12 protein-coding genes are annotated in these 14788 nt (G+C 65.6%); 10 read left to right on the top strand and 2 right to left on the bottom strand.

Annotated features, from left to right (window positions below; translation table 11 throughout):
• The first annotated feature begins 123 nt into the window (after nucleotides 1–123).
• The 6 genes from FFS12_RS05250 to FFS12_RS05225 all read left to right on the top strand — a co-directional run bounded on the left by FFS12_RS05250 (nucleotide 124) and on the right by FFS12_RS05225 (nucleotide 7999).
• Nucleotides 124–1101, top strand: a complete 978-nt coding sequence (locus FFS12_RS05250) for a dipeptidase (protein WP_137885867.1) — start codon at nucleotides 124–126, stop codon at nucleotides 1099–1101.
• A 155-nt stretch (nucleotides 1102–1256) separates the two neighbouring features.
• Entirely contained in the window at nucleotides 1257–1787 is a 531-nt protein-coding gene (locus FFS12_RS05245) for a DUF5943 domain-containing protein (RefSeq protein WP_137819383.1), read from the top strand.
• A 30-nt stretch (nucleotides 1788–1817) separates the two neighbouring features.
• A complete protein-coding gene (dgcA, locus tag FFS12_RS05240; protein ID WP_137885866.1) occupies nucleotides 1818–3878 on the top strand; it encodes a dimethylglycine demethylation protein DgcA in 2061 nt (686 codons plus the stop codon).
• A gap of 75 nt (nucleotides 3879–3953) precedes the next feature.
• The gene (gene dgcB / locus FFS12_RS05235) at nucleotides 3954–5918 is read left to right on the top strand and encodes a dimethylglycine demethylation protein DgcB (protein ID WP_137885865.1); all 1965 of its coding nucleotides are present in this window, start codon (nucleotides 3954–3956) and stop codon (nucleotides 5916–5918) included.
• A gap of 88 nt (nucleotides 5919–6006) precedes the next feature.
• Entirely contained in the window at nucleotides 6007–7230 is a 1224-nt protein-coding gene (locus FFS12_RS05230; RefSeq protein ID WP_137885864.1) for an electron transfer flavoprotein subunit alpha/FixB family protein, read from the top strand.
• A complete protein-coding gene (locus tag FFS12_RS05225) occupies nucleotides 7220–7999 on the top strand; it encodes an electron transfer flavoprotein subunit beta (protein WP_137885863.1) in 780 nt (259 codons plus the stop codon). The genes FFS12_RS05230 and FFS12_RS05225 overlap by 11 nt, the downstream gene beginning before the upstream one ends.
• Before the next feature lie 188 nt (nucleotides 8000–8187).
• On the opposite strand, the gene FFS12_RS05220 is transcribed toward FFS12_RS05225, so the two are convergent.
• Nucleotides 8188–8379 carry a hypothetical protein gene (locus FFS12_RS05220; RefSeq protein ID WP_137885862.1) on the bottom strand — a complete coding sequence of 64 codons (192 nt, stop codon included), beginning with the start codon at nucleotides 8377–8379 and terminating at the stop codon, nucleotides 8188–8190.
• 148 nt (nucleotides 8380–8527) lie between these two features.
• On the opposite strand from FFS12_RS05220, the gene FFS12_RS05215 reads away from it, so the two are divergent.
• Genes FFS12_RS05215 through FFS12_RS05205 form a run of 3 tightly spaced genes read left to right on the top strand, consistent with a single transcriptional unit; the run spans nucleotide 8528 to nucleotide 11563 of the window.
• Nucleotides 8528–9502: an HlyD family secretion protein gene (locus FFS12_RS05215; protein WP_137885861.1), complete on the top strand. Its 975-nt coding sequence runs from the start codon at nucleotides 8528–8530 to the stop codon at nucleotides 9500–9502.
• Nucleotides 9489–10442 carry an ABC transporter ATP-binding protein gene (locus FFS12_RS05210; RefSeq protein ID WP_218568961.1) on the top strand — a complete coding sequence of 318 codons (954 nt, stop codon included), beginning with the start codon at nucleotides 9489–9491 and terminating at the stop codon, nucleotides 10440–10442. The genes FFS12_RS05215 and FFS12_RS05210 overlap by 14 nt, the downstream gene beginning before the upstream one ends.
• Nucleotides 10439–11563: an ABC transporter permease gene (locus FFS12_RS05205; protein ID WP_137885860.1), complete on the top strand. Its 1125-nt coding sequence runs from the start codon at nucleotides 10439–10441 to the stop codon at nucleotides 11561–11563. Before FFS12_RS05210 ends, FFS12_RS05205 begins: the two co-directional genes overlap by 4 nt.
• Nucleotides 11564–11845: 282 nt before the next feature.
• Here FFS12_RS05205 and gbcA read toward each other — a convergent pair whose 3' ends face one another.
• The gene (gene gbcA, locus FFS12_RS05200) at nucleotides 11846–13138 is read right to left on the bottom strand and encodes a glycine-betaine demethylase subunit GbcA (protein WP_137885859.1); all 1293 of its coding nucleotides are present in this window, start codon (nucleotides 13136–13138) and stop codon (nucleotides 11846–11848) included.
• Between the two features lie 391 nt (nucleotides 13139–13529).
• On the opposite strand from gbcA, the gene gbcB reads away from it, so the two are divergent.
• The gene (gene gbcB, locus FFS12_RS05195; protein ID WP_137819392.1) at nucleotides 13530–14630 is read left to right on the top strand and encodes a glycine-betaine demethylase subunit GbcB; all 1101 of its coding nucleotides are present in this window, start codon (nucleotides 13530–13532) and stop codon (nucleotides 14628–14630) included.
• Nucleotides 14631–14788 lie beyond the last annotated feature (158 nt).

Genomic DNA, 14788 nt, shown 5'->3' with positions numbered 1-14788 from the left:
ACAATTCCCCTGTCGTTTTTGCGCGATAGCGGCGAATCCCCCAGGGCTATGCTGGCCCCAAAGCGCCGGCAGAAGATTCGGCGCACCGAACTCCTAGCGCATCTAGACAGAGGGGACCGCCCGATGAGCCCAGCCGAACTGCACGCCGACAGCATCGTTATAGACGGGCTGATCATTGCCAAATGGAACCGCGAACTCTTCGAAGACATGCGCAAAGGCGGCCTGACCGCGGCCAACTGCACCGTGTCGGTGTGGGAGGGCTTCCAGGCCACCGTCAACAACATCGCCGCCAGCCAGAAGCTGATCCGCGACAACAGCGACCTGGTGAGCCTGGTGCGCACCACCGCCGATATCCGCAAGGCCAAGGCCGAGGGCAAGACCGGGATCCTCTTCGGCTTCCAGAACGCCCATGCCTTCGAAGACCAGCTGGGCTATGTCGAGGTGTTCAAGCAGCTCGGCGTCGGCGTGGTACAGATGTGCTACAACACCCAGAACCTGGTTGGCACCGGCTGCTACGAGCGTGACGGCGGGTTGTCCGGCTTCGGTCGCGAGATCGTCGCCGAGATGAACCGGGTCGGCATCATGTGCGACCTGTCCCACGTCGGCGCGAAGACCTCCGAGGAGGTCATCCTCGAATCCAACAAACCGGTCTGCTACTCGCACTGCCTGCCGTCCGGGCTGAAAGAACACCCGCGCAACAAGTCCGATGAGGAGCTGAAGTTCATCGCCGACAACGGCGGCTTCGTCGGCGTGACCATGTTCGCGCCGTTCCTCGCCAAAGGCATCGACTCGACCATCGACGACTACGCTGAAGCCATCGAGTACGTGATGAACCTGGTCGGCGAAGACGCCATCGGCATCGGCACCGACTTCACCCAGGGCCACGGCCAGGACTTCTTCGAGTGGCTGACGCACGACAAGGGCTACGCCCGTCGGCTGACCAACTTCGGCAAGATCGTCAACCCGCTGGGCATTCGCACCGTCGGCGAGTTCCCTAACCTTACCGAGACCCTGCTCAAGCGCGGCATGCCCGAGCGCGTGGTGCGCAAGGTGATGGGCGAGAACTGGGTGCGGGTACTAGCCGACGTCTGGGGCGAGTAACCACAACTCGAACGTAGGGTGGGTTAGCCGAAGGCGTAACCCACCAACCGGTCCACCGGGCCGGCCAAGGCGATGCCTGGCGGCATCGATGGTGGGTTACGCCGCTATGCGGCTAACCCACCCTACATATCAAACCGAATTCCGAGATTCTCACCATGGCTAAAACCGCCCCGCAACTGCCCATCGAAGTCGACAGCGAAACCGGCATCTGGACTACCGACGCCCTGCCGATGCTCTACGTGCCGCGGCATTTCTTCGTCAATAACCACATCGGCATCGAGGAAGTGCTGGGCGCCGAGGCCTATGCGGAAATCCTCTACAAGGCCGGCTACAAGTCCGCCTGGCACTGGTGCGAGAAGGAAGCCGAATGCCACGGCCTGCAGGGCGTGGCGGTGTTCGAACACTACATGAAGCGGCTGTCGCAACGCGGCTGGGGCTTGTTCGAGATCGAAGCCATCGACCTCGACCAGGGCACCGCCTCGGTACGCCTCAAGCACTCCGCCTTCGTTTACGTCTACGGCAAGGTCGGGCGCAAGGTCGACTACATGTTCACCGGCTGGTTCGCCGGCGCCATGGATCAGATCCTCGCCGCTAAAGGCAGTGCGCTGCGTACCGTCGCCGAACAGGTCTACGGCGGTTCCGAAGAAGGCCACGACGACGGCCTGTTCGTCGTTAAACCCCTTTAAGTCGAGCCGCTTTTTATTTGAGGTGCCGTCATGGCTTTCGAAGCACTGTTCCAGCCGATCCAGATCGGTAAACTGACCATCCGCAACCGCGTCCTCAGTACCGCGCACGCCGAGGTGTATGCCACCGATGGCGGCATGACCACCGAGCGCTACATCAAGTATTACGAGGAGAAGGCCAAGGGCGGTATCGGTCTGGCCATTTGCGGCGGCTCCTCGGTCGTGGCCATCGACAGCCCGCAGGAGTGGTGGAGCTCGGTGAACCTGTCCACCGACCGGATCATCCCGCACTTCCAGAATCTGGCCGACGCCATGCACAAGCACGGCGCCAAGATCATGATCCAGATTACCCACATGGGCCGTCGCTCGCGCTGGGACGGCTTCAACTGGCCGACCCTGATGTCGCCGTCCGGTATCCGCGAGCCGGTGCACCGCGCCACCTGCAAGACCATCGAGCCGGAAGAAATCTGGCGGGTGATCGGCAATTTCGCCCAGGCGGCCCGGCGCGCCAAGGCCGGTGGCCTGGACGGCGTCGAGCTGTCCGCCGTGCACCAGCACATGATCGACCAGTTCTGGAGCCCACGGGTCAACAAGCGTACCGACGAGTGGGGCGGCAGCTTCGAGAACCGTATGCGCTTCGGCCTGGAAGTGCTCAAGGCGGTGCGTAAAGAAGTCGGCGACGACTTCGTGGTCGGCATGCGCCTGTGCGGCGACGAGTTCCACCCGGACGGCCTCAGCCATGAGGACATGAAGCAGATCGCCAAGTACTACGACGACACCGGCATGCTCGATTTTATTGGGGTCGTCGGTTCCGGCTGCGACACCCATAACACCTTGGCCAACGTCATCCCGAACATGAGCTACCCGCCGGAGCCGTTCCTGCATCTGGCCGCCGGGATCAAGGAAGTGGTCAAGGTGCCGGTGCTGCACGCGCAGAACATCAAGGACCCGAACCAGGCCCAACGCATTCTCGAAGGCGGCTATGTCGACATGGTCGGCATGACCCGCGCGCACATCGCCGATCCGCACTTCATCGCCAAGATCAAGATGGGCCAGGTCGACCAGATCAAGCAGTGCGTCGGTGCCAACTACTGCATCGACCGCCAGTACCAGGGCCTCGACGTGCTGTGCATCCAGAACGCCGCGACCTCCCGTGAATACATGGGCGTGCCGCACATCATCGAGAAAACCACCGGGGTGAAGCGCAAGGTGGTGGTGGTCGGCGGTGGCCCGGCCGGGATGGAAGCCGCACGGGTGGCGGCCGAGCGTGGCCACGCCGTGACCCTGTTCGAGAAGAAGGACGCCCTCGGTGGGCAGATCACCACCGCGTCGAAGGCGCCGCAGCGTGACCAGATCGCCGGTATCACCCGCTGGTATCAGCTGGAGCTGGCGCGTTTGAAGATCGACCTGCGCCTGGGCACCGCGGCAGACCCGGCAACCATCCTCGACCTGCGTCCGGATGTGGTGGTGCTGGCCAACGGCGGGCATCCGTTCCTCGAGCAGAACGAACACTGGGGCGCTGCCGATGGCCTGGTGGTGAGCAGCTGGGACGTGCTCGACGGCAAGGTCGCGCCGGGCAAGAACGTGCTGGTCTACGACACCATCTGCGAATTCGGCGGCGTGTCGGTGGCGGACTTCCTCGCCGACAAAGGCGCCCAGGTCGAGATCGTCACCGACGACATCAAACCGGGCGTGGCCGTCGGCGGCACCTCGTTCCCGACCTTCTACCGCAGCATGTACCCGAAAGAAGTGATCATGACCGGCGACATGATGCTGGATAAGGTCTACCGCGAGGGCGACAAGCTGGTCGCGGTGCTCGAGAACGAATACACCGGCGCCAAGGAAGAGCGGGTGATCGACCAGGTGGTGATCGAAAACGGCGTGCGCCCCGACGAGGAAATCTACTACGCGCTCAAAGCCGGCTCGCGCAACAACGGCCAAATCGATGTCGAGGCCCTGTTCGCCATCCAGCCGCAGCCGTGTCTGAGTGAGCCGGGCGAGGGTTACCTGCTGTTCCGCATCGGTGACTGTGTGGCCCAGCGCAATACCCATGCGGCGATTTATGACGCCATACGGCTGTGTAAGGATTTTTAAGCCTGTCTCCCCTCTCCCGGAGGGAGAGGGGACTTGTCCTGCGTTGCTTTCACGGTCCCGCGAAGGAGACCAACGATGTTGAACACCATTCTCCCTATTCTGCTGTTCACCGCCCTGGCGCTGGCCGTCATCGGCGCGGTGAAGCGCATGTTGCTGTGGAATCAGGGCCGGGCCTCGAAGGTCGACCTGATCGGCGGCCTGCTGGCGATGCCCAGGCGCTACCTGGTCGACCTGCACCATGTGGTCGAGCGCGACAAATACATGTCCAAGACCCACATGGCGACGGCCGGCGGCTTCGTGCTGGCGGCGCTGCTGGCGATCGTCGTGCATGGCTTTGGCCTGCATAACCGCATCCTCGGTTTCGCCCTGCTGGCGGCCACCAGCTTGATGTTCGTCGGCGCGCTGTTCGTCGCCAAGCGTCGGCGCAACCCACCGGCTCGGCTGTCGAAAGGGCCGTGGAACCGGCTGCCGAAAAGCCTGATGGCGTTCTCGCTGAGCTTCTTTATCGCCACCCTGCCGGTGGCCGGCATATTGCCGACGGATTTCGGTGGCTGGCTGTTGGCCGCAGTGCTGGCCCTTGGCGTGGCCTGGGGCGTGTCGGAAATGTTCCTCGGCATGACCTGGGGCGGGCCGATGAAGCACGCCTTCGCCGGTGCCCTGCACTTGGCCTGGCACCGCCGCGCCGAGCGCTTCGGTGGCGGCCGCTCGACCGGCCTGAAAGCGCTGGACCTGAGCGATCCGACCGCGCCCTTGGGCGTGGAGAAACCCAAGGACTTCACCTGGAACCAACTGCTCGGTTTCGACGCCTGCGTGCAATGTGGCAAGTGCGAAGCCGCCTGCCCGGCCTTCGCCGCCGGCCAGCCGCTGAACCCGAAGAAGCTGATCCAGGACATGGTCGTCGGTCTGGCCGGCGGCAGCGATGCCAAGTTCGCCGGCAGCCCGTATCCATCATTAGACGGCAGGGGCATCCCCCTCGGCGAGCACAGCGGCGGCCCGCACCTGCCGATCGTGTCCCTGCAAGGCAAGGCGCTGGTGGACGCCGAGACCCTCTGGTCCTGCACCACCTGCCGTGCCTGCGTCGAGGAATGCCCGATGATGATCGAGCACGTCGATGCCATAGTCGACATGCGCCGCCATCTGACCCTGGAAAAAGGCGCGACGCCGAACAAGGGCGCCGAGGTGCTGGACAACCTGATCGCCACCGACAACCCCGGCGGCTTCGCCCCTGGCGGGCGGATGAACTGGGCGGCGGACCTGAACCTCGAGCTGCTGAGCGAGAAGCAGAGCGCCGACGTGCTGTTCTGGGTCGGCGATGGCGCCTTCGATATGCGCAATCAAAGAACCCTGCGCGCCTTCGTCAAAGTGCTCAAGGCCGCCAACGTCGACTTCGCCGTGCTCGGCCTGGAAGAGCGCGACAGCGGCGACGTGGCCCGTCGTCTGGGCGACGAGGCGACCTTCCAGCAACTGGCCAAACGCAATATCGAGACAATGGCCAAGTACCGTTTCAAACGCATCGTCAGCTGCGATCCGCATAGCTTCCATGTGTTGAAAAACGAATATGGGGCGCTGGGTGGCAACTATGAAGTGCTGCACCACAGCACCTATATCGCCGAGCTGATCGCCGCCAAACAGCTCAACCTCGGCACTCATAAAGGCGGCAGCGTGACCTATCACGACCCCTGCTACCTCGGCCGCTACAACGGCGAATACGAGGCGCCGCGCGAGGTGCTGCGCGCCCTCGGGATCGAGGTGAAGGAGATGGAGCGTTCCGGCTTCCGCTCGCGTTGCTGCGGCGGTGGCGGTGGCGCACCTATCACCGACATCCCCGGCAAGCAGCGGATTCCCGATATGCGCATGGTCGATATCAAGGAAACCGGCGCCGAACTGGTAGCGGTCGGTTGCCCGCAATGCACGGCGATGCTCGAAGGCGTGGTCGAGCCACGGCCGCAGATCAAGGACATCGCCGAGCTGGTGGCCGATGTACTGATCGACGGGGCGCCAAGCGCACCGGCCAAACGCGCAGCGGCGGGGGTGAATTGATGAGAACCACACGTTTTAACTCCCCTCTCCCTAGCCCTCTCCCCCTAAGGGGCGAGGGGATTGCCCCTGCATGCCTGGAGGTGCCCGCATGAGCGACATCATCCGCCGTGACCCGCGGGCCGAATGGATCGCGCGTAACCGCCTGCACCCGCTGCATGCGGCCATGCAGCGCAGCGAAACCAGCTGGATGGGCCCCAATGGGCTGATCCGCAAGAACCCCCATGCGGTCGGTTTCATCGGCCCCCACGGGATCAAACGGATCGACCGCAGCGGCGCCCAGCAGGGTGGCGCGAGCAAGCGCGCGACCCAGGCCGCCGTGGTTCAGCTGCCGCTGCACGTCATCGCCCAACCGCGCTTCCACATAGTGGTGGTGCCGGACATGGTCGGTGGCCGGCTGACCAGCCACGACCGCGACCTGCTAGGCCTGGCCCGCAAGTTGGCGGGCAACGACGGCTCGGTGTTGGCGGTGGTGTTCGGCGAACACAAGGAAACCCGCTTCGATGTCGCCGGTGTCGACCGCCTGCTGCAGCTCGAGGGCGCGGAATATGCCGGTTATGCACCGGAGCAGCAGGTCCAGGCGCTCGGCGCCGTGGAGCGGCAGTTCCAGCCGCGCCACTGGTTGCTGCCGGACAGCCGCACTGGCGGCGCCGAACTCGGTCGGCGCCTCGCCGCGCTCCTGGGCGAACGCCCGGCGACGCGGGTCTGGCAGGTCACCGATGAACAGTGCATCGGCCGTGCCGGTGCCGGCCGCGAAGACCTGCTGCGGCCGTTGACGCGGCTGATCCTGGCGGCCAGCGAATGTGCCGAGCCGGTCAGCGATACGCGCCATGAGGTGCTGTCGGTCGCGTTGGCGCAGCCCGTCGCGCGCAGCCTGCCGCGCATCGAGGATCTTGGCGCGGTGGCGGTCGACCCGGCGGCGACGCCGATGGCCGAGGCCGAATTCATCCTCTCCGGCGGTAACGGCGTGAAGGATTGGGCGCTGTTCCACCGCGCCGCCGAGGCTCTCGGCGCCACCGAGGGTGCCTCACGGGTGGCGGTGGACGATGGCCACATGGTGCGCAATCGCCAGGTCGGCGCGACCGGCACCTGGGTCACTGCGCGGGTCTATCTGGCGGTCGGGATTTCCGGCGCGATCCAGCACCTGCAAGGCATAGGTGGCTGCGACAAAGTCGTGGCGATCAACCTCGACCCCGGCTGCGACATGATCAAACGCGCCGATCTGGCGGTGATCGGCGATTCCGCCGCGATCCTCAGCGCGCTGATCCAGCGGGTGGCCGACTACCGTGCGGGAGACAAACGCGATGCCGCATAACAGCTTGAATATCATCGCCCTGGTGTCCGTCGGCGCGCATCCCACCTCGGGTCGCGCTCGCCGCGCCGAACAGGATGCCCGCGCGGTCGAACTGGGCCTGCGTCTGGCCGGCGAGCGACTGCAGGTGCTGCACGCCGGCGATACTCAGGAAGAGGCGCTGCGCGCGTATCTGGGCATGGGCCTGGCGGAACTCAGCGTGCTCGAGCAACCGCGCGGCGCCGACGCCTTGCCGGTGCTGGCGAGCTACCTGCGCGAGTCCGGGGCCCAGCTGGTACTCACGGGTAGCCAGGCGGAAACCGGCGAAGGCTCGGGGATGCTGCCGTTCCTGCTGGCGGAACAGCTCGGCTGGCCGCTGGTGGTTGGGCTGGCGGAAGTGGAGCGGGTCGAGAACGGCGTCGCCCAGGTGCTGCAAGCCTTGCCGCGCGGCCAGCGGCGGCGTTTGCGGGTGCGTCTGCCGTTTCTCGCCAGTGTCGATAACGCGGCGCCGAGCGCTCGGCAAAGTGCCTTCGGCCCTGCCCGGCGCGGCGTGCTGAAGGCCGAAGAGGTCGAGGTGATAGACGATGCCTTGCTCGCCACCGCGCAGTTCCAGCCGGCCCGGCCACGGCCCAAACGCCTCAAGGTGATCAAGGCGAAGACCGGTGCCGAGCGGATGAAAGCCGCCACGGCCAAGGCCGCGGGCGGTGGCGGGCAAGTGCTGAAAGACCTCAGCGCGCAAGACGGCGCCGAAGCCATCTTCAAACTGCTGGTCGAAGAGGGCGTGCTGCGCTAGTGAGCCGTGGGGTTAATTCGTTTACCTAGATCGGTACCCGTAGGCTGGTGTAGAGCGAAGCGACAAAACGGCAGGGAAGCCGTTTTGCACAGCTTTAGCTGCCCGCAGGGAGAGGTGCATGGATGCACCTCATGAAACCCAGCGGGTGCCACAGTTGCCACGCTGCTGCTCGAGGAGGGCTTACTGCGCTAGTCAGACGGCTTTGCACCGGGGCATCGCTGAGCCCAGTACAGCTGCTTGTGCCCGCGCGCCTGGTACGCCTGGGCCAGGCTTAGCGCCTCTGCCTGGCTGTGGTCGCGGCTGACGACAAACTCATTGCCGTTATCGTCCAGGCGCAGCAGGCACCAGTCGCGGGTCGGGTCCTGAGGCGTGTGCAGCATGGCGTTATTCCACCCCTATGCTTGGCTGGCCGCCTTGCCCGGCGCCGGCCCTCTACCGCTTTATGCTCAGTATGGGTGCTGCCGGTGCTGCCGGTGCTGGCGGCGCATGGCCTACGCTTGTTCATAACGAACTCAACGAGGTTTGAGCGTGCGTGCAGAGCGTGGGTGGCTCCTCCCTTTATGGTTGCTGCTGATCGCCGTTTCCGGTTGCGAGCGCGAGGGCAGCCCGACCCTGCTCGGCACCCTGGAGTGGGACCGGGTCAGCCTGCCGGCCGAAGCCTCGGAAACCATCCTCGCCTGGCATACCGCCGAGGGCGAGCGGGTGCAGGCTGGTCAGCTGTTGCTGGAGCTCGACCCGCGCCGCCAGGACGCGCGCATCGCCCAGGCCCAGGGCGAGGTCGCCCAGGCGCAGGCGCGGCTGCGCGAGCTGCGCAATGGCCCCAGGCCGGAGGCCCGCGAGGCGGTCGCGGCGCTCCTGCTCGGTCGGGGTGCCTCCCTGACCGTCGCCGAACAGGACTTCGGTCGTAGCGAAAAGCTCTACCAGCGCGGTCTGCTGGCTATCGCCGAGTTGGATAAGGCCCGCGCCAACCGCGACCAGGCGCGCGCGCAGCAGGCCAATGTCGCGGCCCTACTGCGCGAGCTGAGGAGCGGCAGCCGGGTGGAACAGCTCGAGCAGGCTGCTGCTGCGCTTGCGGCCGCAGAGGGGAATCTGGCGCAACTGCAGGTCGGCCGCCAGCACCTGAGCCTGCGCGCACCGCGTGCCGGGCAGGTCGACGCCTTGCCGTTCAAACCCGGCGACCGGCCGCCGCAAGGCGCCACCCTGGTCAGCCTGCTGGTGGGCGAGGCGCCCTATGCGCGGGTGTTCGTGCCGGCCTCCCAGCGTAGCGCCTTGCACATCGGCGATATGCTGCGGGTGAGGGTCGAGGGCAGCGCCGAGCCCTTCGCCGCCAGGGTGCGCAGCATCAGCAGCGAAGCCAGTTTCACCCCGTACTTCGCCCTGACCGGTGACGACGCCAGCCGCCTGGTCTACCGCGCCGAGTTGCTGCTGGAGGGCGAGGCGGCGCGGCAGTTGCCGGCCGGCCTGCCGCTGAGCGCCGAGCGGATAGTCGATGAACGCCCCTGAGCCGGCGCCGGTGATCCTGGCGCGCGGGCTGAGCAAACGCTTCGGCGAGCTGACCGCGGTCGATCGCCTCGACCTCAAGGTCCAGCGGGCCGAAGTGTTCGGTTTTCTCGGCCCGAATGGCAGCGGCAAGTCCACCAGCATCCGCATGCTCTGCGGCCTGCTGCGGCCCAGCGCGGGCGAGATCGAGGTGCTCGGCTGCCAGATCCCCCGCGATGCCGAGGCGTTGAAGCGGCGCATCGGCTACATGACGCAGAAGTTCTCGCTGTATGACGACCTCAGCGTCGGCGAAAACCTGCAATTTCTCGCCAGCGTGCACGGCCTGTCGAAGGCCGCCAGCCGCCAGCGCATCGCGGAGTTGCTGGAGCGCTATTGGCTCGGCGAGCTGACCCGGCAGTTGGCCGGCACCCTCAGTGGTGGGCAGCGGCAGCGCCTGGCCCTGGCCGCCGCGGTGCTGCACCAGCCGGATCTGTTGCTGCTCGACGAGCCGACCAGCGCGGTCGATCCGCAGTCGCGCCGGGAGTTCTGGGATTCGCTGTTCGAGTTGGCCGACGCCGGCACCACGCTGCTGGTCTCCACCCATTACATGGACGAGGCCGAGCGCTGCACGCGCCTGGGCATACTCGACGGCGGCCGGTTGGTGGCCGACGGCAGCCCGCGCGAGCTGATGGCGCAGTTGCCCGGCCGGCCCTTCCTGGTCGAGTGCAGCCAGCCCCGTCAGGCGCAACTCGCCCTTAGGGGCACGCCGGGCGTGCTCGCCCAGGCGCAGATCGGCGCCAGCCTGCGGGTGCTCTGCGCCGTCGCCGACGGTCGCGAACTTATCACCCGGCGCCTGCAGGAACAGGGCCTGCAGGCGCGGGTGGTGGAGACCGAACCGAATCTGGAGGACGTCTTCGTCGCCGTCACCCAGCGCCCGGCGCCACCCGGGCGGGAGGGCGGATGAACCTGCGGCGGATCCTCGCCATAGTGCGCAAGGAGTTGCGCCAGCTGCGCCGCGATCGGCTGACGTTCGCCATGATCGCCGGCATCCCGATCATCCAGCTGGTGCTGTTCGGCTACGCCATCAATATGGACGTGCGCGGGCTGGATGCGGCGGTGCTGGACCAGGCCAACAGCGCGCGCTCGCGCGAGGTGATCGCCGAGCTCGCCTCCAGCCGGGTGCTCGACCTGCGCTACCGGCTCTCGAGCCCGCAGCAGATCGACCAGCTGCTGCGCCAGGGGCGGATCAGCGTGGCGCTGGTGGTGCCGGCGGATTTCGAGGCGCGCCTGGAGCGCGGGCCGGCGCAGCGCCAGGGCCGCCCGTCGCAGAGTGGGCTGCTGCAGGAGCGCCGGCCGTTACAGCTGCTGGTGGACGGCTCGGATCAGACGGTGCAGGCCGCGGCCCGCCAGTTGGCGAATTACCCGCTGCCGAACTGGAGCCAGGCGGCGGGGGTCGAGGTGGTGAATTTCTACAATCCGGAGCGGGTGGCGGCACTGAACACGGTGCCGGGGCTGATCGGGGTGATCCTGACCATGACCCTGGTGATGTTCACCGCCATCACCCTGGTGCGTGAGCGCGAGCGCGGCAACCTGGAGATGCTGATCGCCACGCCGCTGTCGCCCTGGGAGCTGACCATCGGCAAGGTGCTGCCCTTCATCGCCATCGGCCTGGTGCAGATGAGCCTGGTGCTGCTGCTCGGCAAGGCGCTGTTCGCGGTGCCGGTGCGCGGCTCGCTGGGCGAGCTGTACCTGGCGACGCTGCTGTTCATAGTCGCCAGCCTGGGGCTTGGGGTATTTCTCTCGACCCTGGCGAAGACCCAGTTTCAGGCCATGCAGATGGCGTTCTTCACCTTCCTGCCGCAGATCCTGCTGTCCGGCTTCATGTTCCCCTTCGCCGGCATGCCCAGGCTCGCCCAGCAACTGGCCGAGCTGCTGCCCTTGACCCATTACCTGCGGCTGGCGCGCGGCATCATGCTGCGCGGCGCCGGGCTCGCCGAACTGTGGATCGAGGTGGCGGCGCTGGGGCTGTTTACTGTGCTGATGTTCAGCATCGCGGTGACCCGCGTGCATAAGCGGCTGGATTGAGCGGGCGCCCTGAGAATGTAGGAGCGCGTAGGGCGTACTCGCGAAGCAGTACGCCATTTCGAACGGCGGACTGTTCGCTACGCTCCTGAGTCCGCCCTACGGCCTGGGCAGGGGACTAGCTTCGTCCTGCCCCGTCCGCTTATGCCGAAAGCAGGCATACAGCCCATAGCCCGCCAGCGCGATGACGAAACACAGGTTCACAGTCGACATGGCGGGGCTCCTGAAAGGGAACTGGAAAAACGAAGCCCCGCACCTTCTGCTGCGGGGCACTTTCGGGTCGCCTTACTGGCTCTTGATGCCGTGCAGATAGGCCGCCGGCGCCGCGCCGAGGTTGCTCAGTACGCGCTCGCTGTACCAGTCGATAAAGTTGACCACGCCGAACTCGTAGGTCTCCGAGTAGGGGCCGGGCTGGTAGGCGGTGGAGTTGATGCCGCGCTGGTTCTCTTCGGCCAGGCGGCGATCCTGGTCGTTGGTGGCGTCCCAGACCTCGCGCAGGCGGGCCACGTCGTAATCCACGCCCTCGACCGCGTCCTTGTGCACCAGCCACTTGGTGGTGACCATGGTCTCTTGGGCGCTGATCGGCCACACGGTGAAGTTGATCAGGTGGTCGCCCATGCAGTGGTTCCACGAGTGCGGCAGGTGCAGGATGCGCATCGAGCCGAGGTCGGGGTTCTTGATCCGGCCCATGAGCTTCTTGCAGCCTTGCTGGCCGTCCATGGTCATGGACACCGTGCCCTTGAGCAGCGGCATGCGCACGATGCGGTTGCGCAGGCCGAAGCCGGCATGCAGGTAGGGGATCTTCTCGGCTTCCCAGGCGGCGGCGTTGGCGGCCACGTGGTCCTTGAACTCCTGGGTGGCCCGCGGGTCGTTGGTGTCGTCCCACTCCAGCAGGGTCTTCAGCAATTCCGGGTGCGAGCCGCTGCAGTGGTAGCACTCGCGGTTGTTCTCCAGCACCAGTTTCCAGTTGGCCTTCTCCATCAAGGTGGTTTGCACCGCCACCTTGGTGTTCTCCATGTCATAGGGCTCCATGTAATGGGCCAGGGTGGAGAGGAATTCGTCGATGGCCGGCGGCTTCTCCGCCAGGGAGATGAAGATGTAGCCGCCCGCGGTCTTCACCTGCACCGGCTTGAGGCCGTACTGCTTCATGTCGAAGTCGGCGCCCATCTCGCTGCCGGCGAACAGCAGGCGGCCGTCCAGCTCGTAGGTCCATTGGTGGTAGTTGCACACCAGCTTGGCGACCTTGCCCTTCTCGCTGGTGCACAGGCGCGAGCCGCGATGGCGGCAGACGTTATGGAAGGCGTGCACCACGCCTTCGGCACCGCGGATGACGATGATCGGGTTCTTGCCGATCTGCAGGGTCAGGTAGTTGCCCTTGGTCGGGATCTCGCAGGTCATGCCGGCGATCAGCCATTCCTTCTGGAAGATCTCCTGCATGTCGATGTCGAACAGCCGCTCGTCGCAGTAGAAGGGTTGCGGCAGCGAATAGGTGCGTTCGCGGGTCTGCAGCATTTCGGCGGTGGCCTTGCGTGCTGGTTCCAGCGGATCGCCCAAACTCAGGGTAGTGGTGACATCCATCGGTAAGTCCTCATGGCTGGTCGCGGCGGGCGGCCAGCGAAAAAGTGGCGGTTACGGTGTGCACGCAAGGCGCTGTGGTCGCGCTCTGATTCGGCCGCTGGCGGATACTCCGGGCTACGGCTCGACTGGATTTAAGTGTGGGGTCGGGCGTGTTCGGAGCCTTACCTATGGGCGACATGCTCGCATCCGTTTCCGACGCGCCAGCCCCGGTGGTTAGGGGCTGGTCGCGATAAGCATGTGGATGTCGCTGATAGGTAAGTGGCCACTTATTGCCTTGCCCACAATCCGTTCCATCAGCCTGAATCAGCGTTTCTGCTGGCGGGCGCTTGCCCACTGCGTCTTGAGCTATCGTTGGCGCAGCGGCACTCTAAAAATGGCGCGGGAGCAAACCATGTCCAACACCTTCCTTAATCCTGTCAACACCCGGACCTGGGCCAACGGCCGCCATCTGGTGCGTTGCGTCAAGGTGATCCAGGAAACCTGGGATGTGCGCACCTTCTGTTTCATGGCCGACCAGCCGATCATGTTCTTCTTCAAGCCGGGGCAGTTCGTCACCCTGGAGCTGGAGATCGACGGCCAGCCGATCATGCGCTCCTACACCATCTCCAGTTCGCCCTCGGTGCCCTACAGCTTCTCCCTGACCATCAAGCGAGTGCCGGGCGGCAAGGTCTCCAACTGGCTGCACGACAACCTGAAAGAGGGCGACGAGCTGGCGGTGCATGGCCCGGTCGGGCTGTTCAATGCCATGGATTTCTCGAACGACAAAGTGCTCTACCTCAGCGGCGGGGTGGGGATCACGCCGGTGATGTCGATGGCGCGCTGGTTCTTCGACACCAACGGCAATGTCGACATGGTCTTCGTCCACAGCGCCCGGGCGCCGCGCGACATCATCTACCATCGCGAGCTCCGCCACATGGCTTCGCGGATCAACAACTTCAAACTGCACCTGATCTGCGAGAAGTACGACATAGGTGAAACCTGGTCGGGTTACCGCGGCTATCTCAACCAGAAGATGCTCGAGCTGATCGCCCCGGACTTTATGGAACGGGAAGTCTTCTGCTGCGGCCCGACGCCCTACATGCACGCGGTCAAGCGCCTGCTGGAAGCCAACGGTTTCGACATGCGGCGCTACCACGAAGAGTCTTTCGGTGCGACCCCACCGGAGGCGCGCGCCGATGCCCTCGAGCACGCCGAACAGGCCGCCGAGGCACCGGAGGTGGATGCCGCCGATCTGCTGCAAGTGGAGTTCACCACTACCGGCAAAAGCATCCGCGTGGCGCCCGGCGAGACGGTGCATGCCGCCGCCGCCAAGCTTGGCCTGCATATCCCCAAAGCCTGCGGCATGGGCATCTGCGGCACCTGCAAGGTGCTGAAAACCGCCGGCGAGGTGGAGATGGAGCACAACGGCGGGATCACCGACGAAGATGTCGCCGAGGGTTACATCCTCTCCTGCTGCAGCGTGCCCAAGGGCGATGTCAGCATCGAGTACTGAGGCGTCGGTGCTTGCGCCTGGCGGGGCGACGAGGGGCACACAGCCTGGCGCAGGGCTGATCTACGCTGAATGAGTCACGCGCGGGCGCTGCTGCGAAGGTTCCGGCGGCGCTCGCGCTCAGCCCGCTCTGCGGACTGTCACTCATCCCTGCGGAGCCC

It is taken from the genome of Pseudomonas sp. 2FE, from assembly GCF_005503735.1.
In the GTDB taxonomy this organism is placed as follows: domain Bacteria; phylum Pseudomonadota; class Gammaproteobacteria; order Pseudomonadales; family Pseudomonadaceae; genus Aquipseudomonas.
The sequence above is the reverse complement of the archived record's forward strand: the minus strand, read 5'-3'. Positions and strand labels throughout refer to the sequence as shown.